At 41.4% G+C, this 20,511-nt stretch carries 20 protein-coding genes; 15 read left to right on the top strand and 5 right to left on the bottom strand.

Annotated features, from left to right (window positions below; all coding sequences use genetic code 11):
- Positions 1–71 precede the first annotated feature (71 nt).
- Genes J8Z24_RS16415 through J8Z24_RS16370 form a run of 10 tightly spaced genes read left to right on the top strand, consistent with a single transcriptional unit; the run spans position 72 to position 10,602 of the window.
- Positions 72–899: a TnsA endonuclease C-terminal domain-containing protein gene (locus tag J8Z24_RS16415; RefSeq protein WP_252095031.1), complete on the top strand. Its 828-nt coding sequence runs from the start codon at positions 72–74 to the stop codon at positions 897–899.
- Positions 883–2,967, top strand: a complete 2,085-nt coding sequence (locus J8Z24_RS16410) for a TnsB C-terminal domain-containing protein (protein ID WP_252095030.1) — start codon at positions 883–885, stop codon at positions 2,965–2,967. The genes J8Z24_RS16415 and J8Z24_RS16410 overlap by 17 nt, the downstream gene beginning before the upstream one ends.
- Positions 2,964–3,779 carry an ATP-binding protein gene (locus tag J8Z24_RS16405; RefSeq protein WP_252095029.1) on the top strand — a complete coding sequence of 272 codons (816 nt, stop codon included), beginning with the start codon at positions 2,964–2,966 and terminating at the stop codon, positions 3,777–3,779. The genes J8Z24_RS16410 and J8Z24_RS16405 overlap by 4 nt, the downstream gene beginning before the upstream one ends.
- A complete protein-coding gene (locus tag J8Z24_RS16400) occupies positions 3,736–4,635 on the top strand; it encodes a hypothetical protein (protein WP_252095028.1) in 900 nt (299 codons plus the stop codon). The genes J8Z24_RS16405 and J8Z24_RS16400 overlap by 44 nt, the downstream gene beginning before the upstream one ends.
- Before the next feature lies 1 nt (position 4,636).
- The gene (locus tag J8Z24_RS16395) at positions 4,637–6,154 is read left to right on the top strand and encodes a TnsD family Tn7-like transposition protein (RefSeq protein ID WP_252095027.1); all 1,518 of its coding nucleotides are present in this window, start codon (positions 4,637–4,639) and stop codon (positions 6,152–6,154) included.
- On the top strand, positions 6,141–7,769 hold the full coding sequence (locus J8Z24_RS16390) for a Tn7-like element transposition protein TnsE (protein WP_252095026.1): 1,629 nt from the start codon (positions 6,141–6,143) through the stop codon (positions 7,767–7,769). The genes J8Z24_RS16395 and J8Z24_RS16390 overlap by 14 nt, the downstream gene beginning before the upstream one ends.
- Before the next feature lie 15 nt (positions 7,770–7,784).
- Positions 7,785–8,123 (top strand): hypothetical protein, encoded by a 339-nt coding sequence (locus J8Z24_RS16385; protein WP_252095025.1) that lies wholly within the window; start codon positions 7,785–7,787, stop codon positions 8,121–8,123.
- A 1-nt stretch (position 8,124) separates the two neighbouring features.
- Entirely contained in the window at positions 8,125–9,351 is a 1,227-nt protein-coding gene (locus tag J8Z24_RS16380) for a PfkB family carbohydrate kinase (RefSeq protein ID WP_252095024.1), read from the top strand.
- A complete protein-coding gene (locus tag J8Z24_RS16375) occupies positions 9,348–9,944 on the top strand; it encodes a 7-cyano-7-deazaguanine synthase (protein WP_252095023.1) in 597 nt (198 codons plus the stop codon). The genes J8Z24_RS16380 and J8Z24_RS16375 overlap by 4 nt, the downstream gene beginning before the upstream one ends.
- On the top strand, positions 9,931–10,602 hold the full coding sequence (locus J8Z24_RS16370) for a nitroreductase family protein (RefSeq protein ID WP_252095022.1): 672 nt from the start codon (positions 9,931–9,933) through the stop codon (positions 10,600–10,602). The genes J8Z24_RS16375 and J8Z24_RS16370 overlap by 14 nt, the downstream gene beginning before the upstream one ends.
- Here the strand turns inward: J8Z24_RS16370 and J8Z24_RS16365 are convergent.
- Entirely contained in the window at positions 10,546–11,397 is an 852-nt protein-coding gene (locus J8Z24_RS16365) for an 8-oxoguanine DNA glycosylase (RefSeq protein WP_252095021.1), read from the bottom strand. The genes J8Z24_RS16370 and J8Z24_RS16365 overlap by 57 nt on opposite strands.
- Positions 11,398–11,506: 109 nt before the next feature.
- Between J8Z24_RS16365 and J8Z24_RS16360 the strand changes: the two genes are divergently transcribed.
- On the top strand, positions 11,507–11,812 hold the full coding sequence (locus J8Z24_RS16360; RefSeq protein WP_252095020.1) for a helix-turn-helix domain-containing protein: 306 nt from the start codon (positions 11,507–11,509) through the stop codon (positions 11,810–11,812).
- A gap of 47 nt (positions 11,813–11,859) precedes the next feature.
- Here the strand turns inward: J8Z24_RS16360 and J8Z24_RS16355 are convergent, their stop codons facing one another.
- Together J8Z24_RS16355 and J8Z24_RS16350 are read right to left on the bottom strand one after the other, a co-directional pair.
- On the bottom strand, positions 11,860–12,828 hold the full coding sequence (locus tag J8Z24_RS16355) for a 5'-nucleotidase (RefSeq protein ID WP_252095019.1): 969 nt from the start codon (positions 12,826–12,828) through the stop codon (positions 11,860–11,862).
- Between the two features lie 57 nt (positions 12,829–12,885).
- Positions 12,886–14,547, bottom strand: coding sequence for an SNIPE associated domain-containing protein (locus J8Z24_RS16350; protein WP_252095018.1), 1,662 nt, complete (start codon positions 14,545–14,547; stop codon positions 12,886–12,888).
- Between the two features lie 649 nt (positions 14,548–15,196).
- Between J8Z24_RS16350 and J8Z24_RS16345 the strand changes: the two genes are divergently transcribed.
- The 3 genes from J8Z24_RS16345 to J8Z24_RS16335 all read left to right on the top strand — a co-directional run bounded on the left by J8Z24_RS16345 (position 15,197) and on the right by J8Z24_RS16335 (position 16,532).
- The gene (locus J8Z24_RS16345; protein WP_252095017.1) at positions 15,197–15,472 is read left to right on the top strand and encodes a hypothetical protein; all 276 of its coding nucleotides are present in this window, start codon (positions 15,197–15,199) and stop codon (positions 15,470–15,472) included.
- A gap of 120 nt (positions 15,473–15,592) precedes the next feature.
- Complete coding sequence (locus J8Z24_RS16340) at positions 15,593–15,865, top strand: hypothetical protein (RefSeq protein WP_252095016.1); 273 nt, start codon at positions 15,593–15,595, stop codon at positions 15,863–15,865.
- Between the two features lie 202 nt (positions 15,866–16,067).
- On the top strand, positions 16,068–16,532 hold the full coding sequence (locus tag J8Z24_RS16335; protein ID WP_252095015.1) for a hypothetical protein: 465 nt from the start codon (positions 16,068–16,070) through the stop codon (positions 16,530–16,532).
- Positions 16,533–17,072: 540 nt separating this feature from the next.
- Here J8Z24_RS16335 and J8Z24_RS16330 read toward each other — a convergent pair.
- Positions 17,073–17,492 carry a hypothetical protein gene (locus J8Z24_RS16330; RefSeq protein WP_125250779.1) on the bottom strand — a complete coding sequence of 140 codons (420 nt, stop codon included), beginning with the start codon at positions 17,490–17,492 and terminating at the stop codon, positions 17,073–17,075.
- A gap of 727 nt (positions 17,493–18,219) precedes the next feature.
- Between J8Z24_RS16330 and J8Z24_RS16325 the strand changes: the two genes are divergently transcribed.
- Positions 18,220–18,846, top strand: coding sequence for a hypothetical protein (locus J8Z24_RS16325; RefSeq protein ID WP_252095014.1), 627 nt, complete (start codon positions 18,220–18,222; stop codon positions 18,844–18,846).
- Between the two features lie 153 nt (positions 18,847–18,999).
- Here the strand turns inward: J8Z24_RS16325 and J8Z24_RS16320 are convergent, their stop codons facing one another.
- Complete coding sequence (locus J8Z24_RS16320) at positions 19,000–20,445, bottom strand: patatin-like phospholipase family protein (protein WP_252095013.1); 1,446 nt, start codon at positions 20,443–20,445, stop codon at positions 19,000–19,002.
- Between the last annotated feature and the right edge of the window lie 66 nt (positions 20,446–20,511).

Below are 20,511 nucleotides of genomic sequence, written 5' to 3'. Positions count from 1 at the left end.
GGCTTCAATCCATTTGCATCTATGAAGCTACACCGCTATGCTGAAATTTCAATCAGTTATAGCGGTATATTATGTCTAGGAAGATTGGCCATACTGAGGCGCAATATCTTAAGTGGATTAAAGAGGGGCGCGGTACTGGCGAGTATCAGGATTACAAGCCTTGGTTAACGGTTTATGATGCGCCATCCGATGGCCGTGTACATCGAGTTTTTGGTCATAGGTCCAAGCGAACCCACCATTTATTATCCGATCTTGAACTAGCCATGTTCTATTTGCTCGAGTGGCGGCAGGATGTGCTGCAAGTCAAAGAGCAGTTTCCGCTAGAGCGCGAGATAACATTAGAGCTAGCTGAATCTGCTGGTATCAAACATCCAAATGTTCGGGGCGTTGACCAATACTTATCAAGTGACTTTCTTGTTGAAACAACCTCGCGAGATCTCCCCTATTTTGCGCTACAAGCCAAATATGTCAGCTCATTTGAAGAGCAGAGAAAAATAGAGATACTTGAGCTGGAGAAACGCTTTTGGAACGAAAAGCAGATCCCTTGGCAAATAGTCACGGAGCAAGAGATCCCAAAAGTTGTTAAAGCGAATGTTGAGTGGATTTACCCATTGCAAGGTGAACATGAAGAAGCACCAGACTCAGCCATTGAGCAAGCCAGATTCTATGCTGATTACTTTGTAAAGCACCCAACCAAAACCCTCATAAACGCCTGCAAAGAGATAGATACCGCCTATGGGCTAGACTTAGGAGAGTCGTTGTTTGAGATAAGAGCTTTACTGGCTGACCGTTACTTTACCTTTGATATTTTTACGTCAGTGCAAAAGCTACAAGTTGGTCATCTTAAACTAGGTAACGTTGAGCAAATTCAGGAGGTGTTTCGTGTTTCAAATCAATGAAGTATTGCAATACGAACAAACCTTGTATCGCATTTTAATGGTATTTGATTATTACGTGCTTTGGATAAAAGTGCACGATGACAAAGCCTTTCCTGAACTTGTTGAAATAACTGAGTTAGAACAGGGTTTTCAAGATGAAGTGCTCAAACGAGCAGCCGATCCATATAGCGACATTACTACCGTAATACCAGAAGCAGGTTCTACCGCTCAGTTAAAACGTGATGAAAACTATGCCGCAATCAAGCCATTGGTAGAGCTTGAGAACTGCTACGAACCGAAAGCGCGTGGCAAAGTGGTTAATCACATAATGACTGAGACAGGCAAAACCAAACAGTCTATTTATCGTTTTGCCCGTAGATACTGGCAACGTGGCCAGATCCCCAACGCATTATTACCCGATTATAAAAACTCAGGTGCCAAGGGCCAAAAGCGTCGAGCTACAACAAAGTTAGGGCGACCGCGCAAATACATGCCAGGCACTGGCGCTTTAATTGATGATTTCGCAGAGAAGCTTTTCCGCATAGCGATTGAACGACACATATTAACTGACAAAGGCAAATCATTTAGATATGCGCACAACAGGCTCAAAGATATTTATGAGCATTACTTTCCTGATTTACCCGAAGAAGAATTGCCAACACTCAGGCAAATGGAGCATTTCTACAAACGTGAATATCGCCAAGTAGACAAAATTGAAGCGCAGGCGGGTGAGATCAAACGAAAAAAAGATATACGACCACTAACTGGTACTGCCGCCGCAGATGTTTTGGGCCCAGGTATGCGGTATGAAATTGACGCTACAATAGCAGACATCTATTTAGTGTCTGACTCTCAAAGAAGCAATATCGCCGGTCGCCCAGTGATTTACATGGTGATTGACGTATTTAGTCGCACGGTGGCTGGGTTTTATATTGGTTTTGAAAACCCTTCATATGCTGCGGCCATTCAGGCAATACATATGGCCACGACGGATAAATCAGACTACTGCCGTCAGTTTGGTTTTGACGTAACCCCACAGCAGTGGCCGTGTATAGGCTTGCCCTCAGCATTATTGGCTGACAGAGGCGAGTTAATGGGTCATCAAATTGAATGCCTTGATAATGGTTTTGGTGTGCGCATTGAAAATACGTCACCATTTAGAAGTGATGCAAAAGGGGTTGTCGAGCGAGCGTTCCGCACCTTTCAACAAGCATTTAAACCGTTTGCACCAGGTGTGGTCACTGGTACCAAAATTAAAAAGCAAGGCGATAGAGATTACCGCTTGGATGCTAAGCTTACTATTAAAGAGTTTACTAAAATCATTTTGGGCGCAGTACTTTATCACAATCAATATCACGTGATTGAAGACTACGATAAAGCCGCTGATATGCCAACGGACTTACCAAATAACCCACTGGCGATATGGAATTGGGGCTTGCAGCATCGTACTGGTCGGTTGAAAAAGCCAGCAACTGAGCATCTTCGTGTGGCATTGATGCCAAGAACTCGGGCAACGATATCTGATGCGGGGGCCTGTATATTTGGCGTGTATTACACCAGCGCTGAGCTTTTAAAGTCGGGCTGGATGCATCGGGGTAAGGAAGTGAAACGCCCTAAAAGTGTGGAAGTTGCCTATGATTTAGCAACGGCAGACTACATCTACATTTATCTCGGTCCTAACAGCAATGACTATTTTGTGTGTCAGTTAGCAACCCGCTCAAGACAGTTTTCAGGTGCGAGTTTTTGGGATGTGTGGCAGCAAAATGATGAGTTAAAACAGACGCATGCTGATGCAAAACTAGTAGCCGATGAGCAAAAGCGTGCCTTGGAGCGACAAGTGATAGAGGTGGTAAAGCAGGCAGAAAAGGCCGCGCCAAAACACATTGGTTTGTCGGATGCGGAGCGTATTCGCAATATTCGTGGCAACCGAACAGAAGAAAAAGCCAAAGAGCGTAAAGAGCGCGCCTACAAACCAGTGGACATCGACACCAGTAAATCAGCGCAAGTACATTACCTCTCTGAGCCCGATGACGATTTGGACTTTCCTGACTTTTCTGATCAGTTATTTAAGGAGGATGACGACGCATGAGTTTACCCTCTAACATCTTCCGCGCGGTGTATCAGGAGTCTGAGATTGAGCGTTACAAAGGTAACCCGTTTATTGAAGCACTGCCAAGAGTAAGCAAAATAGAAGAGCTGAAAACTAAGCTGGAGGGTAAGGTAAAATACAACCCTGCGGCGGGGTATTTAGACGCGAGGCAGCGTGCTCACGAGTTATGTGGTTTGCTTGATGACTTCTTTCAACCTTTGTCGGTGCATGTGGCGCTTGAGGAAAAAATAGCGCTGATGATCCGTGGGGGCTATGTTGCCAGAAACATTGCGACTGGCCAGCTTCAACAGCATCTACAAAATGGCTACGAACGCTTGATGACGGGCGACATTAGCAGTTTTTGTTTTGCCGAAGCGCCCTCTACGGCACGTTGCTTGTCACTTATTGGTTGCTCTGGGTGTGGTAAAAGTTCCAGCGTGTTGCGGATATTGGCCACCTACCCACAAGCGATTTATCACGAAAAATATAATACGTACCAGCTCGCCTATTTGCGTATCGAATGCCCCGTGGATGGATCATTAAAAAGCCTCTGCTTAAACTTCTTTAAAGAGGTCGATAAACACCTTAATACTGATCTCACAGAGAGATACGGCTACAAACGTCATAGTACGGAGGTGTTACTGTCATTTATGGGGCAAGTTGCCAATCAATATGCCATTGGTGTGTTAGTCATTGACGAAATACAGCGCTTAGGCCGCAAACAAAAAGAAGGGCAAGAACGCATGCTCGAGTTTTTTTGTGGCTTTGGTGAATATTATTGGCGTGCCGGTGATTTTAGTTGGTACTCCTAAAGCAAGGCCGATATTTGAGCTTGAATTGCAATCAGCAAGGCGCAGTACTGGCATTGGCTCTATGGTTTGGGAACCCCTGCCACAGCACAAAAATAGAATCGATACAGCGACGGGTAAGCCAAAGCCCACAGAGTGGCGATTGCTGACCGACAAGCTTTGGCAGTATCAGTGGCTTATTCACCGCGATGAACCGCTCACCGAAGAGATCCGCAATACTTGGTTTGAGCTGTCACAAGGTGTGTTAGATATTGTGGTTAAGTTATTCGTGCTTGCACAACTACGCGCCATTATTACTGGCGTTGAACGGCTATCTTCAAAACTATTTAGAAAGGTATATGAGTCTGAATTACAGCCGATCCATCCCATGATTGAAGCGCTTAAGTCTGGTAAAGCAAAGAGCATTGCCAAGTATTCAGACTTACAATACAAAGAGATTGATAAGCGGTTGTTGGAACTCAGTCAGCAGATCTCTGAAGTTGCCGCTGCTAAGGCAGACACTCTCCCTTTTGCGAGCGACTCAGAGGCCATGAGGCTTTATAACCTTTTGCTAGGCATGGGGTGTGAATCAGAGTTATTGGTACCATTAGTGCAAAAAGCCATTAAAGATCACCCAAACCTACAGGTAAGAGCGCTCATTCCACTCGTTCTTGAATGGTATGAGCAAGCACCTGATGAAGTGGAGGAGCCAAAAGAAAAGCCCGCAATCATCAAGCTCAAGGATTGGCATACATTGCCTAGTGACGATTTGCGTTTTGGCTATTCTCAACACAAAAAGCAATCGGGTGAGCTTTATCAATACTACAAACAACAAGGAAAGATTTTTGATATGACCGCTTGGCTTAAACAAAGCGTGTAGCATGGCCTGTTTACCCGTACCTTACCCCGATGAGCTGCTGTATAGCGTCATTGCAAGGTACGGGGTGCATGCAGGTATCACTTCACCCAAGCAATTGCTTGATGAGGTATTCCAAAACCGCCAAATCATCGCCTCAGTAGCCTTTCAAGGGCATTTATCGCAGATCTCAGCTCATTATCAAGGTAACACTGATTTAACACCACACAAGCTGTTACAGGGGCATACGCTTTTTCCGTTGTACGCACCTTTTGTGCACCCCAACATTGCAGCTCAAGCTAAACATGAGCTACTGACCGATTGTAGGCACTCGGCAGAAGTACAGCTAGGCAAAGCCGCATCAAAAGTTAAAAGCCCACACTACCTGCGTTACTGCCCTTTGTGCGTAACAGCGCAAATAGAGCAATATGGAGAGCCTTTTTGGGCGCGGCGCTGGCAGCAACCTGGTTTATCGGTATGTGCGGAGCATGGCATGCAGTTAATCAACAGCCCTGTGTTGATAAGCGAAGCACATAGGCAGCAATTTACTGCACTAAGCCCTTATGTGCTTTTGCATTCAACTCCAAGGCTTACAGACCACAAAACCACGCTGTTAGCGGCGTATGCTCAGCAGTTGCTGAACTTATCAGAACACCTTATACACCCATTGCAATGGCGTTATTTTTATCATCATTTGGCTTATCAGCTGGGGTTTATTAGGGGTAAGCAGGTGGAGCATGAACTGATCGCACAATTGGTTTTAGGGTATTGGGGTAGCCATGCCCTCACAAGCTTCGGGCTCAATATAAACAAGGCAGAAGACACAAATTGGCTGAAGTGTTTGTTTAGAAAGCACAGAAAATCATTTAGCTACCTTCAGCACCTATTGGTATGGCAAGCGTGTTATGAACAGCAGTTGGATATAGCGAACATACTCAGTACTGTATCGGCATTACCGCACACCTCATACGATGATGTGCCTTCGAGTACTGAGCCTGTGGTTGTTGACCAAACTCGTCGCGCAAAGTGGCAATGTGCTGTGGCCAAGTTTGGCGTTAAAGGCGCGAGGAAAAACGGTTTTGCTCACCTTTACACATGGTTATATCGGCATGATAAACAATGGTTGATGCAATTTAATCAAAGCTCAGCCACACCCAGCATTGCAAAAACAGGTAGAGTTGACTGGTCAAAACGAGACAAAAGATACGTAAGACAACTTATTTCATTGATTAATAAAGTAGAAACTCAGCTTGATTCAAGCCGTCATACAGTAACTTGGCTCGTTACCCATGCACATATCCCTTTGTCTCAGATCAAATTCTTAGAAAAGTTACCTTTATGTAAATTGTTTTTTAATAAATATTGTGAAACTATAGAGGAATACCAATGCCGTCGTATCGCTGTGGCATGTATTCGTTGTATTGCAAAACATCAAATACTCAGAACTTGGCGAATTGAACGTATGGCTGGACTTAACGAGAAAAGGACCCGACCACTCGCGTCGCAATTGCTAGGATTTGCAGTAAAGTATGAACCAAGTTGATAGATTTAAAACACTACCAGACGACGCCAGAATACAGGCAATAGGCAACCTGTTTAAATACAATAACCGCAAAACTTGGGATATTGGTGTTCGTTTTAAGCAATCCACGCGCAAAGCCCTTAAGTTTAGCCAGCTACCCTATTTAAGCCGACAAGTCGTGCTAAACCAAACAGTCGATGCCACCCCTCCAGGCTTCCCGATTAAATTTACTTTACCCGACCGTGCATTTTGGCAAACTGCCACGGTGGGCGACAGCGGTTTAGTGACGTATAAGCTGAGCGAAGAGCAATCGCAAAAATGCTTTGTGTTTGAAAGTGCAGGCAAAACCATTTATTTACCACAGTTGGAGCTGGCCAGAGCCTTATTTTTTACAAACAACTATCTGGCAAACGCCGCACTCATTAACAGTGCGCTCGACCTAGAGTTTTACGTTGACCACCACCCAAACAACGATGATAGAGAGTTTCCTTTAGATCTCGTGATTAACGCCTTACCAACAACACTATGCCCAAAAGTACTGTTTGATAATGAAGGGTTTAGACATCAAATCGCTTGGTTATTATTAAACAGTGACATTAAAAACGCGTTTAACAGTATTTATCAGTATTTTTCGCAAGAGCGAGTTAGGTCACCTAACGTTGAGCGTTGGACGTTTCGATTCGATCCTCCTCAGCTCAAGGGTGTAAAAGTGGCCGCGAGAGGCTGGAAATCATCTGATGAAAGCACTTGGTTTATCAACCGAATAGAGTTATTGGATGGTTTGTTCTTCCCTGATATTTCGGATATTGGCTTTTCACATCCAGATTTCACCGAAAACAAACCAGGTTCGGGTAAAGGAAAAGGAGGTACCTACCCACAGTTGCCTACACAGAGAGAAATCGACGAAAACAGTGACGGCAGCGAAGATAACGAGTCTGCATTGATATTCTGTGATGCAACACAGCGAATATACAACAGAGTGCCACGTACTCGTAAAGTCGGTGCACAGCCTAGAAAAAGCCCTGGTGGTAAAGAAAACGAAGATAAACCCAACAACTTACCACCTGCCGTAAGCACCGACGATCCAAATTCGCGAGGCGACACACCCAGAGCCGCCGTAGATGGTTTAGATGACTTAACCGACAACGCCGATTTATATCTCAACAAATTCGATAGCTTCTTCAAAATGCTGGAGATATTAGAAAAAGAGCACGGTGTTAAACAAAGTAAGCCCATCGTTCGCAAGCTGCCAGAAGTGGGCCGCAGTGAGAGTCACCTTATGGTAGATGGTTCGCCTAGATGTATGGCAATTGTAAGGATTGAACATCAAAACGAAGGTTATTTCTTATTAGAGGTGGATACCTCCGATGGCAAAGCTTCCATTGCCACCAAAATCATTTCGGCTCAAGCATTAGCGCCAAAAGGCAAGTTACGAGACTTTATATCGGAGATAGAGCAAGGGCTGCTTAGCAACCAATTCAGCTGGCCAAAGAAATACTTTGATGCACTGGTTGGAGAAGGCAATCACAAAAGTGTGTCGCATCAAAAGTCTAAGAGCGAAGGTCGGTTGGGTGAGGAAGATATTGAAAGGTGGGCTGAGCGCTTTTTAAAATTATTTACAACATCAAACAACTAATATTAAGGAGTTAATATGTCAGGAATGGGTTCAGGAAGGGGATTAGGGCCGAGTGGTGCTGGAGGGCGTAGTTTCGATTGTGCAACGTTTAGTTTTGAGACGCATATACATAGTCCACAACCACAAAATATTGGAAGTATATCCGTTGGCGAAATTTTAGAGGTGGTATTGGCAATAATGGATGGCATACAAGTTGTCCAAATTCGTAAATCGGATGGAACAGTCGTAGGAGGGCTAGTTGAAAAGGGGCCAAGAATCAGAGAGTGTTTAGAGGCAGGATATATTTATACAGCTACTGTGAGAGATATTCAGGGTGCAGCGGTAAGAATATTTGTCCAATCACAAGGAAAGTAGTATGAACATCGATGTTGTTGGTGGTGTATACCATGAGTTTTGCTCTTGGCCAGAACATGAAGCTCTTTTAGGATCAGCTGGCAGAGCTGCACTATGTTTAAGTCAATTAGATTGTGATATCAATGTTGGCTTACATAGCATACTAGAGCTAGGTGACCACACTAAGGTTCAAGAAGTATTTGCTTTTAACAGGAATTGCCATTTGAAAATTAGGGAAAGTGGATTTACCACACGGTTTGATTATTTCCACCCACTTTCAGAACCCAAAATCACTCCAAATAAAATTGATGCTAAAAGACCTGATTTTCAAGTCGGCTCTCTCAACGGTGATGCAGTCATTTTGTTTGGAATGGTAGATTACATACCTGTTATTTCAGCTTCTGTTGTAATTTATGATCCTCAGAACACATATAGTCCAATCTTATTTTCAGAAACGAATAGCTCAGCTGAAAGGCTAGTTTACATCATCAATAGAAGTGAACTACATACCTTATTTAAAGCGGAAAATGAAACAGATGAGCAAATACCTGATATGGCTAAATGGCTTCAAGATAAGGAGCAGGCTGAGGTAGTCATTGTTAAGTGTGGTGAACGTGGTGCTTACATTTTAGCAAATGAGCAAGATAAGTGGGTTTCACCATATAAAACTCAATCTGTTTTTCCAATCGGGTCTGGAGATTCCTTTGTAGCTGCTTTTTCATACTTTTGGCTTGTACAAGGCTTAAATGTATTTGACGCTACAAAAATGGCGAGTGTAGCAGCTGCGTACTACGTATCTCATAAAACTATGAATTCTGCCGAGGGATTAGAGTTTTTTGCACAATCACTGGAACCCATACTGGATGTGAAAAGGCAGAGAGTTTATTTAGCAGGTCCATTTTTTACTCTGTCTGAACTTTGGATGGTGAACGAAGCTAAGTTTCATATAGAGGCTTTTGGGATGGAGGTATTTTCTCCTTATCACGAAATAGGAATTGGAACGGCTGAAGAAGTGGTTCAAAAAGACATTGATGCTATCCATGACTGTGATGCTATTTACGCTATTTTTAATGGCACAGATCCAGGAACCCTTTTCGAAGTTGGGTATGCACGCAGTATTGATAAACCAGTTGTGATCTTAGCTGAAAACCCCAAAGACGAGGAGTTGAAGATGTACGAAGGCTCTAGCTGTAAAATATTTCAAGATTTTGCTTCTTCAGTTTATAGCCTGTCCTGGTTGTCATCATGAAAGGTTTGTTGCTGTCAGGAGGCTTAGATTCAACTGCCCTTGCTTACATGCTAAGGCCGCGAGTCGCATTCAATATTGACTATGGTCAAAAAGCAGCCAGAGCTGAGAGAGTCGCTGCTCAGGCAATTTGCGAAGAGCTCGATATCGATTTGATTAAAATTGATATCGATTGTTCTAGTATAGGCAGTGGCGATCTCGTTGGTTCGCATGCGCTAGAAGTGGCTCCTGAAAGCGACTGGTGGCCATTTAGAAATCAGTTATTGATAACAATGTGTGCCATGAAAGCTGTTGCGTTGGGGTGCTCAGAATTAGTAATTGGGACCGTTTCTTCTGATTCATATCATGTGGATGGGAGCGCTAGCTTTATTGATAAAATCAATTCTCTGATATCAATGCAAGAAGGTGGTCTATCGGTTACTGCTCCAGCAATGAATACGAGTACAGCAGAACTTATCGAAAGATCGGGTATACCATTTAGTTTGCTTGCGTGGAGCCACTCTTGCCACAAAGCTGATTTACCTTGCTTAGGATGTAGAGGGTGCAATAAGCACTATTATGTTATGGAAAAGCTGGGAAAATATGGCAATTTATAAAGACCCTAAAATAAAGCTTATAACTTCAATCAAAGAGCGTGTTGCATACAAAGTACGTAACTCTATTGAGCTAGCCTATCCTAACGAGCAAAAAATAAGCTTTTTAGACGTGCTCGAAAATCGACATTCAACGAGAGAGTTTGCTCCAATGTCAATAAGTGATCTGGGAGGATTCCTTTATTTATCTTGTCGTACTAGATCATCAGAACGGGGTGAATTAGGCTTAGTTAATGAGAAAAGGAATTACCCATCAGCGGGAGCCCTACATTCGATAGATGTTATTGTATCTGACAACTTTTCAAGTAACTGGTACATCTATAACTCAAGGCAGCATACCCTTGATGAGATTAGTGTTGCCGATCGTGAGGAACTTCAGGAATTTAAAGAAAGCTGCTTTAACATTTTAGGAAATGGTAAAGCAGGATATCTGATTTGGTATGTATGTGATTTTGAAAGATTGGCATGTAAGTACGAATTCCCCGAAACGCTTGCTTTTAGAGAATCAGGGGGGCTTTCTGCGATTCAATCGTTAGTGTCTGAATATTTAAACATGTCTTTTTGTACTTTAGGTGCTAATGGCTCTCAGTACGTAACCTGTCTATCAGAGCAAAGCAAGTTGCTGGGTGTTGGTACTGCGATTGTTGGTGGAAAATTTTGAAGCTGAAATAGGAGTTTCTACTTTTAAAGCTTCATTTCTGAATTCGAGTTGCTTGAGAATAGTAGTAGATTCCTGCATTTCAAACCACATTAGCGCGTCCAATTCTGATGCCCTTACGTCCATTGAATTAGCTAGGGCCAGAAATTGTTCTTCTAGTTCTAGGTAATGTTTCTCAACAGTGAGGTTGTCTTTAAAAAAACCCCCTAGAATTCCTGCGCGATAGATATGTATATCGAGAATTGCAACATCATCAGCATCTAGCCAATTTCGCGCTATCCACGAGGCGGTCTTTAGACCTATTCCATTTATTCTAGTTAGCCAATTTCTTAACTCTTTGCCTGACTCTGTGGGTGGTGTTTCGTCGATAATCTTTTTGATCGCAGAGTTAAGGTATTTGGCCTTTTGTTTTGCAAATCTATATCGGAATATCTTCCCTTCAAACTCTATAGGTTCAGAAAGCCAATCTTGAAGCTGTTCAGTGGTATAGGGGCTGCCATTAAATGCGCCTTTTGATTTCATATGCTCATAAGCAGCGAGCCCTTTTTCTGCCGGAATACCATGCCCACCAAGTAAGCAAGCTCCTACTTCCTCTAGCAGAGATTTACCAAGTTTGTAATTCAAGGAAGTATTTGTAAGCCGACGCTCAAATACTCTGTATAGCCAATAGGAAACTGACGGAAAGCCAGCAACACAGCCCCACTTCACATTTGGAAGGACCTCATCATTTTCGTGTGGTAGCTCAACCTGGAACAAACTACGTCCAGCAGCTATGAATGCTGTTTGTGTCTGTTGCATAACATGTTTCCTATGGTTCAAGTTTATTATAGAACAAACTTGGTACTTTGGTTATCTGAAATTATCTGTATAATAGCATTTTAACAGATGGTTTTCGATAGGTTTTGGATTGGAAGTTAATTCTTTTTGCGATGCACTTAGAGATTTTTTAGAACACTCAGGAGTAAGCCAAAATGTGCTTGCCCAGCAAAGTGGCGTTTCTCAATCCCAGATTTCTGATTGGTCAAAAGGAAAGTTAACTAGGTTTGGTAAGAACCCAAAAAAAGTTATGGCTGTTATCGAAAGTTATCGAGTTTCTAGTTATCCCCCTATACCGAATAAAGTGCTCGAGGCTGTGAGTCGATTTTGTCAAGGGGGGAGCGAAAAAGCTGATGCGCTCGTTAAAATGATCGACGTGATGGAGTCACTGGAGTGATTTTCAATATAATTGTTTTAAAAGGGATAAAAAGTGATGTTTCTACATCACTTTTTAGCTGTAAGCTCTCTTAGAGGAGAGTTGCTGGGGTATAGAACTTTTGCGCTGGGGACGTCACCAGCTGCGGGGTCTAAATGAGAGTCTTGGTCATCAAAGAATATATGTGGCTTGAAGGCTTTTAAAAACCTGCTTTTTTGCAACCCCCCAAGGAAAAAAGCTTGATCTATATATACATCCCAAGCTCTCAGAGTTTTTATAACTCTCATTTCGGCTGGACTATTACGGGCCGTCATTATGGCTAGCTTTACAGGTGAGTATTCTATACGACCTGGTAAACGCTCTTGTACTTTTGATAACTTTTTCAACAAATTAGCATAAGGGCCTTCTTGAAGAGGTATATCTTGAGCTGCGTCTTCACTACTCCAAAATTGTTCTAACCCTTCTTTTTGGTTTACTATTTCACTCTCTTCGCTAAACAGTACTGCATCAGCATCAAATGCAAATCTGACTTGCTTTTCATCAAGCTCTTGGCGTGATTTGGGAGGTTCCTTTACTAATGCCGCGGCGCATACTTTGCTGTCTATTACTTCTTGGGCATCTTTCTCATTTGTAGTAAGGAAGAGATCTACATAGAAAGCGTCGAGATAATTGGAGCTGCTTTCCCCTGCTGTAAAAGCCGAGCGAGTAATTGGCAGCTTTCTTCTTCTTATTTCTTTTAGTACTCGAAATCCTGTCTCAGGGCTGTTTCTGGATATTATGACAACTTCAACAATTGGGTCTGCTCCTTTATCTGTTTGATGTGAATTGAGGTTGAGTAATGAGCGAATAAGTGGCATTCCTGTTCCATCTTCAAGAGCTTCATCTTCTCTTTCAAGCATATATGAGCGGTACTCATCTATGGCTGTATCTGGGTCTGACTCGTACTTTTCTTGAAATACTCTGTCAGCTTCTGATAAATCAAATAGTGCAGTAGCAGAAATACCTACTACCAAGGTTTCATTTAATTCGATAGGCATTAGATTTCCTTTTTTTGACTATATTGGGTTGGTGCTTCATAACGAGAGGCTGCACTGTTAGGCAACATTATGTTCTTGCTGAGCCTTTTCTATTGCTAAAGACTCTCTATATTCAGCGGCTTCTGCTTTCATTGTCCAATGAACATCAGATAAATTCTGCTGCTCAACTACCTGCCTAATCTCTGCTAACGAGGTTTTGAAAAACTCTTTTCTAGGGTTTATCTTGTTTACTGATTCTCTCTCAAATCTTCTGTGCAGTTCTTTTTCTAGTGTGGGAGCATCCTCACTGTAGATCATGGCATGAATATCAAATGAAAAAGGAACAGAGGCATCGCCGAGCTCTTTTACTCTATCAAGAGGTTCTAAGCGTCGCGTCATGCCTATTTTGAATACATTGTCGCCAAAACTGCCGATGTTACTTATAACATATACGTGTCCACGGCGAGTTTGTTGCGCCATTGATAGTGCTCGTTGACCCCTTTCCTCAGCCTCAACAAGCTTGCTTTCTAAATCTGCCAGTTGAGCCTCAAACTCCATTCGTTGTTCTTCGTTTGCACTGGCTAGCTCAGCTCTAGCCTTTTCGAGAGCTTTCTGAAGTATACGCTCTTCTTTTTCAGCTTCTTTAATCGCCTTTTCTATCTCTTTCCTAGCCTTTTCTTCTTCTCTAATTTGCTGTTTGATTTCTCGTTGCTCTGCGAGTTCTATTTGTCTGAGCTCATGAGTAGATACGGCCCATTTGAGTTCCTCTTGACGAGTATCTAAGAATGATTGGTTTATACGAGCATTTTTGAATGGTGCGCCATTATGGTTAACTAGAGCGAAGGCATCGATTATCTCTTGTTTGATCTTCCCGTAATTATCATGCTTAACTTTTGCTAAAGCGGAGTCGACTTTTCCGTTGAATGCATCAACAGCAAAATGAATGGCGTATGTTCTTCTGTGGGGCTCAACATAGTCACAGTCTCCAGCGTGGCCGTGTTTAACCATTTCTCGCATTCGCTTTCTTACCTGCTTGAGTTGTTCTCCAGCTTGTTTAAAGCTAAATTCTTCAGCTAAATCATCTAAGACAGAATGATTTGGAATGATGTAATCATCTTTGTAGCCTTCAATTGTATTTTTCATTGCTTTTATGGTTGATGCATAAGAGTCGGCTTTTTGCTTCGCATCATATGCAGCACCCGCAACTTCTTGAGCCTGTGCTTGAGCTAATTCGATAATTCGATTTGCTTCTACGTGAGCTTCTTCTGTTAGCGAATGAGCTTTCTCCTTGGCATCTTTCAATTTTTGGTTTGCTTTGGTGTTTAGCTCATTTGATTCTGCGTTGATTTCTTGTACGCGCATTCTCGCTTCGTTTATCACTCTGTCAGCTTGTAAGCGACTTGAATTAGCTAGCTCATTAGCTTCCTTTTGGGCTTTTTCGAGAGCCGATTCGCCTTCTGATATTCGCGAGACAGCAGTTTTCTCTGATTCACTGAGCAGGTGCTGTACGTGTGCTTCCATATCAGTAATGGGGGCATACTTCTCTTGCAAAGAGGCATGTTGTCTTTGCAAACTTGAAACAAGCTCTGCTTTATCAGCTAGAGCTTGTCGAGCTTCTTCGAGTTCAGCTTCAACTTTGATTCTTTTACGTTTTGATAGCCAAGCAAAGAACAATGGGGTAACCAATATTAGAAGGGTAATAATGACGCTAATTAAGCTTCCTGAACTTTCTTGTTCCACAAGCAACTCCTTTTTAATTGAATTTCATTAACATGAACTTAACGTTAGATTACCCCAATTTATTGTGGAACTCCATAAAGCTGGGTTTGGTCAATGCTTTGTGTTTTATTTTTTGACATATGGTGGTCTAGTAGGGGGAGTCAGCAGTACTAGTGAGTGGATTAAGTGGTGCTAGGATGAAACTTTATTATTTAGTCTTTTGATTGCTTTGAAGGGTTAACCAATTCCAGTATGAAACTTTATTTCCCAACCTCAAATTTCCAAACCAAAACACAGGCCCTACAGCCCCACTCAGTATGAAACTATATTGCGGGGCGACATTTTTGTGGGTGAGCAATAAAGTATCATCCTAAAATGGTAGCGATCATAGTCGATACGCTGCCATTCCTAAATCGAAAATACCCGAAAACAAGCTAGAAAACTTTGCTCAACGGGGTATCATCGGTTCTGACCGAATATTGCTTAGTCAGCATAAATTTAACGATATGGTTTAAAAATGGCGAACGAGCTCTCATTGAGTTAACTCTAAAAGCTGACTGTATTTATGCACAGTTTCGCCGTACTTCTCCTATAGTCAAGAAAACGACCCATTGGGTCGATATTAAATTGTTAGCAGTACAGGCAAATTATGGCGCTAGATATACACATAATGCAAAATGGCCAACCAAAGGAATGGATTTACTCTATAGATTCTGAGAAGTGGCTTTTATTCAAAGAAGCATTTGAGGTATTTAAAGCTAAAACTGGCTTAACAATAGATCAATATTCAGATACCAAATTCTCATCAGGTCTTCAAATCTTAATTGATGTGCTTAAGTCAGTCGCTCCACAGTACGGAAAAAGCGCTGAGCTGTTCTCAGAGTTTATTTCTGTGTTGGATGCTGCTGCAAGTAATGGTAAAAATATAATTTTTGTTGGTGACTAATGTACTGCTAATAAGGCCGTTAAACCAAGGACAAAAAACAGCAGGCTTGTGCTCCTTCGTCGCCAATTTTAGCCTGCTATTTTGTGCCGTTTACGGCAAGCGTTATGTGTAAAGGGAAGTATGGAGTTTAATGATAATTACGGGGTATATGTTTGCCCTCATGTCTTTAATAAAGAGTCACCCGCATTAGTAGGTATTCGAGATCCCGAAGGTGATTGGCAGTTTTTCTGTGATGATGAGGATTGTCCTGAGAACTCAGAGCCACATCTTATCGGTGTTGGCCATTTGACGAAAGCTGATCCAACTATTAACGAACTAACCTGCTTAAAGCCTGGTTCATTCGCACAAAAAATACACGCCAATGCAGATTGGGAATATGGTGAGTTCGAGTAATTTACACATAACAAATCAAATTAAAAAGGGCGGGCACAAAAAGCTTGGCTGTGCTCGTTTCTCGCAAATTTTAGTCAAGCATTTATGCGGCTAACAGTGAGGCGCTAGGATTTTCTTTATGATTAAAACGCTACGTATGAGTATTTTATCTCTTCTATTTGTACCTCTCATTTCATTAGCTAACGGGTTAAAAATGCAAGATATGAAAACAGTCAACTATCGAGATGCCGTTTCATTTCAAATCCCCGCGAACTGGAAAGTTGAGGACGAACTAGGCGTCCAGGGTACATTTTATGAAGACTTACCTGATACTGGAACCTTGAGGATTAGCGTATTTGAATTTGCCAGCAATTCTGAGGACGAAAGAAATACAAAAATAAAAGATACTCTACTTCCCGGCACTGTTGAAACACTAGCAAAGGGTGTATATCTAAAGAAGGCAACATTACTAGGTGAAGAAGAGGGTGAAAAGCTTTCGTTATACAGATGGTTGGTAGCATTGGCATTACCAGAAAATCTATTTAGGGTCGTCATATTTACCCACACGATTGTTAAAGGACAAGAATCAGATCCCAAAATAAAACGAGAGTTAGATTTGATAGATGCGTCTGTTAGAAATGCCCATTACAGTTACAGTACTAAATTAGAGTTTGTTGACACACCGTGAAAATCCTAACAAGTAAGTGACTGAACTGAGGCTATCAGAGCAAGTCATGCCTCTGCTTTCGCAACTGCACGCTATACTCAGCAAACTCGTTACTCAGGGGGAGATGTACTGAGTGGCTATCGTAAATCGGCGTACATTTGATACAGTATTGTCTACGTTCTCAGCTCTTGTTTTAGCCGCGTTGATTGCGGTTATATTATGAGGTGCTACAGCTTTTTGGAGTGCTTCTCTTGTGAGAGAACAAACAACCCTGACATCTGTTCACCACGGTTATGGTAGTTTCGACTTAGAATTGTACAAATTTGCTCATTATTTGTATCAAAAGAGCTTCTAAAATAAAGTTTCTGTTTGGCTTCGCCCATATTGCTGGGCGACACCTTTGTGACTTAGGAATAAAATATGGAGCTACATTTTTATCCCTAAGTATTAAAGGTCTACATATTGTCAAAATGACCAGTGACTGACCAGTTCAGTGCATTCAGAGTCTCGATCAAACTAGCAAGTTTTTGCTCGACTCTGAGTCGCTTTGTAAGGTCTAGACTAAAATGCTTTACCACCATTTATGGTTACTGATTGCCATTTATTTTTTGAAACTACATCAGAAATCACCGCTCTAGCAACAAGAAAACCATCGGTTACTGAAGAATCTATAGCTCTTCCCGTAATGGAGCCAAAGCCCATAAAGTTAGAAGCTGAAGCTGGAACACACATTTGGATAGTATTTTGAGCCGATAAAGTAAACTCTGTATTTACAGCTCCCTCACCAGTAATGCTACCTGTATACAAACTACCATCTTGCTTATATAGCTTCACCGTTACACCGACATCGCTAGATGATATATTACTGATGTTAATACAAGTATGTACATAATTATGCTGTCTCCATTCAGGGATAAGGGCGCTACCTGCGTTAGCGTAAAATGAAGACAGTAAGAGTAATGCGATAAGTGCACTTTTCATTATTTTTCCTTAAAAGGTTTGTGGTACGACGAGATCTTTCTAAGCAACTCATTAGCTCTTAAACCCCAGAGCGGGATAAAAACTTAAAAACTAGGAGCTATAACACTGTTCCAAGGTCAGATATTTCGACCAAAAAAGAGTAGCTTATAAAGGAACAGACATGAATAAGTTAGTTGAGCTATTTGCTAATGTCGATGATTTTTTTTAGTTTTTTCGAAGTTGTACGCCTACTGTTTTTATTCGCTTCGATTAAACGAAACTTAGGCTGGTGAGCTCTCTCCTATTGATTATTTTCATGAGCATTTAGCTCAGCCACATATCGGTGGTAGCCGTTTTCTTCTAGTGCTTCGATAATATCACTATCGGTTATCACCCCTCCAGCTCTTCAGCGTACTATCATTTCATGGTGTTCTTCGAAATTGTCGTAACTAAACCAATGACTCGCATGATGGTCTTTTAAGGAAGAAACAGCGCTGATAAGGAAGAAACAGCGCTGACACCCATTGTTATTAGCGATGGGTGTCAGCGATTTGTTCAGTATCTAAGCCAATGAAAAGTATGTTATGTTTAGTCATGCTAGCCTCTGCTATTTAGTTATTTGACAAACTAATTATGGCTCTGGCTTTAAGCTAACCCACGAAAATGCGGAGGCTAGCACCGTGTGGGAGTCATTATGTCTATATGAATTATTCAGTACAGTGTAATAGCTACATTCGAGAGTTAATTGATGTTTGAAATTTTCGAACCTTTAAATCCCTACCTCCCACTAATAACTGTCGGACTTGCTGTCTTTACCTTATGGAATGGTATAAAAACACGTATCCAAGGCAATGAGTTAAAGAAACAAGATCTAGCTTTAAAACGGATTGATCGGGAAGATAAATTTCGTTATTTACACCCTCATCTATATGTTGATCTTGTAGCTCAATTCCCATACCAAGATTCATCATATACGCCCACTTGCGCAATGGTTGTATCAAACCGTGATGAAAGGAATGTTAGAGTTGAAACAGTTGAGTGGGCTTATGATGACGGTTTTAGTTGGGCGCTCGATAATGTGGACTTTCAACCTGTAATGCTACAAACATCTGATAAAATTGAAATATCAATAAACCCAGAAGCAAACATTTTTCCACATAGTAGTGGCAAACCGTTGAACATGATTGCTAATATCCTCGGGTTATCTATTAAAGTTAAGTTATCTACCGACGCTGGTCGTCTATATTCAATTGATGATCCTCGTTTTAAGCGTTATTTGATGGGCAGGTACATTGATTCAGCAATCATGCTAAAAGTTGGCGAGTATTTGCTGTGTCGACAATACAACCTAAGCCTTTTAAACCTATTCATATAAGAGAAAACAAGTGACACCCATCACAATTAGCATCCAAACTGAGGTAGTGAAGTAAAGAAAGTATATAAACACCTCAATCAAGCAAACTAAAAAGTTAACTTCTGATTTTTTTCCAATTTTGATTGATAAATTTTTGCTTAAACTTACGTTTGCTCAATGATATAGCTTTTCTCTAATTTCACTCGCATTTAGTCTCACTGCTAGACGCCCTAACTCAGTTAATATATCGAACATAATAGGATCGAATTTGTAGGTGGTTTTACCTCTTAACCCTGAGCGAAAGTAATTATTTGCAGCACAATCTTTCGCTTGACCATACTTTTTCAACTTCTCTTCACTATTTAAATAAGTTCCATTGTCATCAAAGCAATAGACGACACTATTTGCGAATTTGTTCAAAGTATCTAATTCCGATAGCAAGTCTGCTCTTTCTGCTTTACTAGCTTTGTTAACGAAATCAGCCACTGAGAAAAAATCAAATGTAATTGTCTCGGCATCCAAAGCTGTAGCTGCCATTTTGAACATGCGGTTATACGCAACAGTTTTTGCAGGAAATCCTGCCTTTAGCAGTGTGCCAAGCCCAACATCCGTTGTAGAAAGGTCTGAGCTCCGTTCAAATGGCACTTCTGTATCTGCATTCGTATCAATAATAATGATTACACGTTTTCCGTTCGTTTGAGACATTACTTCGAGAGCCGTTTGGTAACCGTAATTATCATATATACCACCATCGACCAGAATCAATTTGTCAATGTGAGACTTTCCACTGGCACAAAAATAACTTTCATAAAGCTCATTATCTTTGTCAGGAGCGCATATATTTGTCGTAGCGTAATTATGGTAAAAACCAGGCACGCTTCCGCTTGTTGCGACAGCATAAGATAAAGGTAAATTTTTAAACTCATCACCCGCCGGATATTTAATATCATCACAAGCTCCAAAACTCTCAACTCGATAGTAAGTACTAAAATCAGATGTGAATACAAAAGGACTTTGATTTGAATAAATGGTCCCATTTACAAACATGTAAGGGTGTTTTAACTCAGTTTTTGACTGATTTAATAAGTCTCCTATAGTAATACCTTTAGTTACCAATTCGTCTAATCGAGACGGTAGGCAGTTTATATTACCATCACTAAATGATAGAAATCTCCGCTTTAAAGAAGGTAAGCGATTATTTAGGTTGTACTCGTTTGTATCTAAGGTAACTTTATCTGCTATATAAGCTGAAACACCCCAGCCACCACCTGATACCGTAGAAAAGTAATCTACTTCTTTTAAAGCGTTTAGTTTTTCATTGCTACCTGCCCAGTGACCTAAGTGTTCTAACTCAGCTAGCACTCCGAGCGTGAATGCTGCTGCTCGGGCTCCGCCTCCAGAAACCGAAACTAAAACATCTTTTTCTGGTAACGCTTGGTTCTTCCTCAAAGATTGGTCAACTAACATAGATAGGTCAACTTGGGGGGCGTTGCGAATATATTTCACAGCTGTTTCATCTAAAGACTGAAAATAAGTAGGATAAGGTACTGACTTTTGCGTAAATAAAGAGCAAGCTGATAAGCTAACTATTGTGGTGAGTATTAAGACGAGTGTTTTCATTGATGAATTCCTTTCCGCATATTTATTATAGGAAAGATTAGCTCATTCTATACAATTTGCTCACAG

Origin of the sequence: Pseudoalteromonas sp. SCSIO 43201, assembly GCF_023716725.1 — a bacterium.
Lineage (GTDB): Bacteria > Pseudomonadota > Gammaproteobacteria > Enterobacterales > Alteromonadaceae > Pseudoalteromonas > Pseudoalteromonas peptidolytica.
This window is presented reverse-complemented; position numbering and strand designations above follow the sequence as displayed.

Coding starts and splice junctions, on each gene's coding strand:
- J8Z24_RS16415 (WP_252095031.1), top strand. CDS start 72: ATGTCTAGGAAGATTGGCCATACTGAGGCGCAATATCTTAAGTGGATT.
- J8Z24_RS16405 (WP_252095029.1), top strand. CDS start 2,964: ATGAGTTTACCCTCTAACATCTTCCGCGCGGTGTATCAGGAGTCTGAG.
- J8Z24_RS16395 (WP_252095027.1), top strand. CDS start 4,637: ATGGCCTGTTTACCCGTACCTTACCCCGATGAGCTGCTGTATAGCGTC.
- J8Z24_RS16390 (WP_252095026.1), top strand. CDS start 6,141: ATGAACCAAGTTGATAGATTTAAAACACTACCAGACGACGCCAGAATA.
- J8Z24_RS16385 (WP_252095025.1), top strand. CDS start 7,785: ATGTCAGGAATGGGTTCAGGAAGGGGATTAGGGCCGAGTGGTGCTGGA.
- J8Z24_RS16380 (WP_252095024.1), top strand. CDS start 8,125: ATGAACATCGATGTTGTTGGTGGTGTATACCATGAGTTTTGCTCTTGG.
- J8Z24_RS16375 (WP_252095023.1), top strand. CDS start 9,348: ATGAAAGGTTTGTTGCTGTCAGGAGGCTTAGATTCAACTGCCCTTGCT.
- J8Z24_RS16370 (WP_252095022.1), top strand. CDS start 9,931: ATGGCAATTTATAAAGACCCTAAAATAAAGCTTATAACTTCAATCAAA.
- J8Z24_RS16365 (WP_252095021.1), bottom strand. CDS start 11,397: ATGCAACAGACACAAACAGCATTCATAGCTGCTGGACGTAGTTTGTTC.
- J8Z24_RS16355 (WP_252095019.1), bottom strand. CDS start 12,828: ATGCCTATCGAATTAAATGAAACCTTGGTAGTAGGTATTTCTGCTACT.
- J8Z24_RS16345 (WP_252095017.1), top strand. CDS start 15,197: ATGCAAAATGGCCAACCAAAGGAATGGATTTACTCTATAGATTCTGAG.
- J8Z24_RS16340 (WP_252095016.1), top strand. CDS start 15,593: ATGGAGTTTAATGATAATTACGGGGTATATGTTTGCCCTCATGTCTTT.
- J8Z24_RS16335 (WP_252095015.1), top strand. CDS start 16,068: ATGAAAACAGTCAACTATCGAGATGCCGTTTCATTTCAAATCCCCGCG.
- J8Z24_RS16330 (WP_125250779.1), bottom strand. CDS start 17,492: ATGAAAAGTGCACTTATCGCATTACTCTTACTGTCTTCATTTTACGCT.
- J8Z24_RS16325 (WP_252095014.1), top strand. CDS start 18,220: ATGTTTGAAATTTTCGAACCTTTAAATCCCTACCTCCCACTAATAACT.
- J8Z24_RS16320 (WP_252095013.1), bottom strand. CDS start 20,445: ATGAAAACACTCGTCTTAATACTCACCACAATAGTTAGCTTATCAGCT.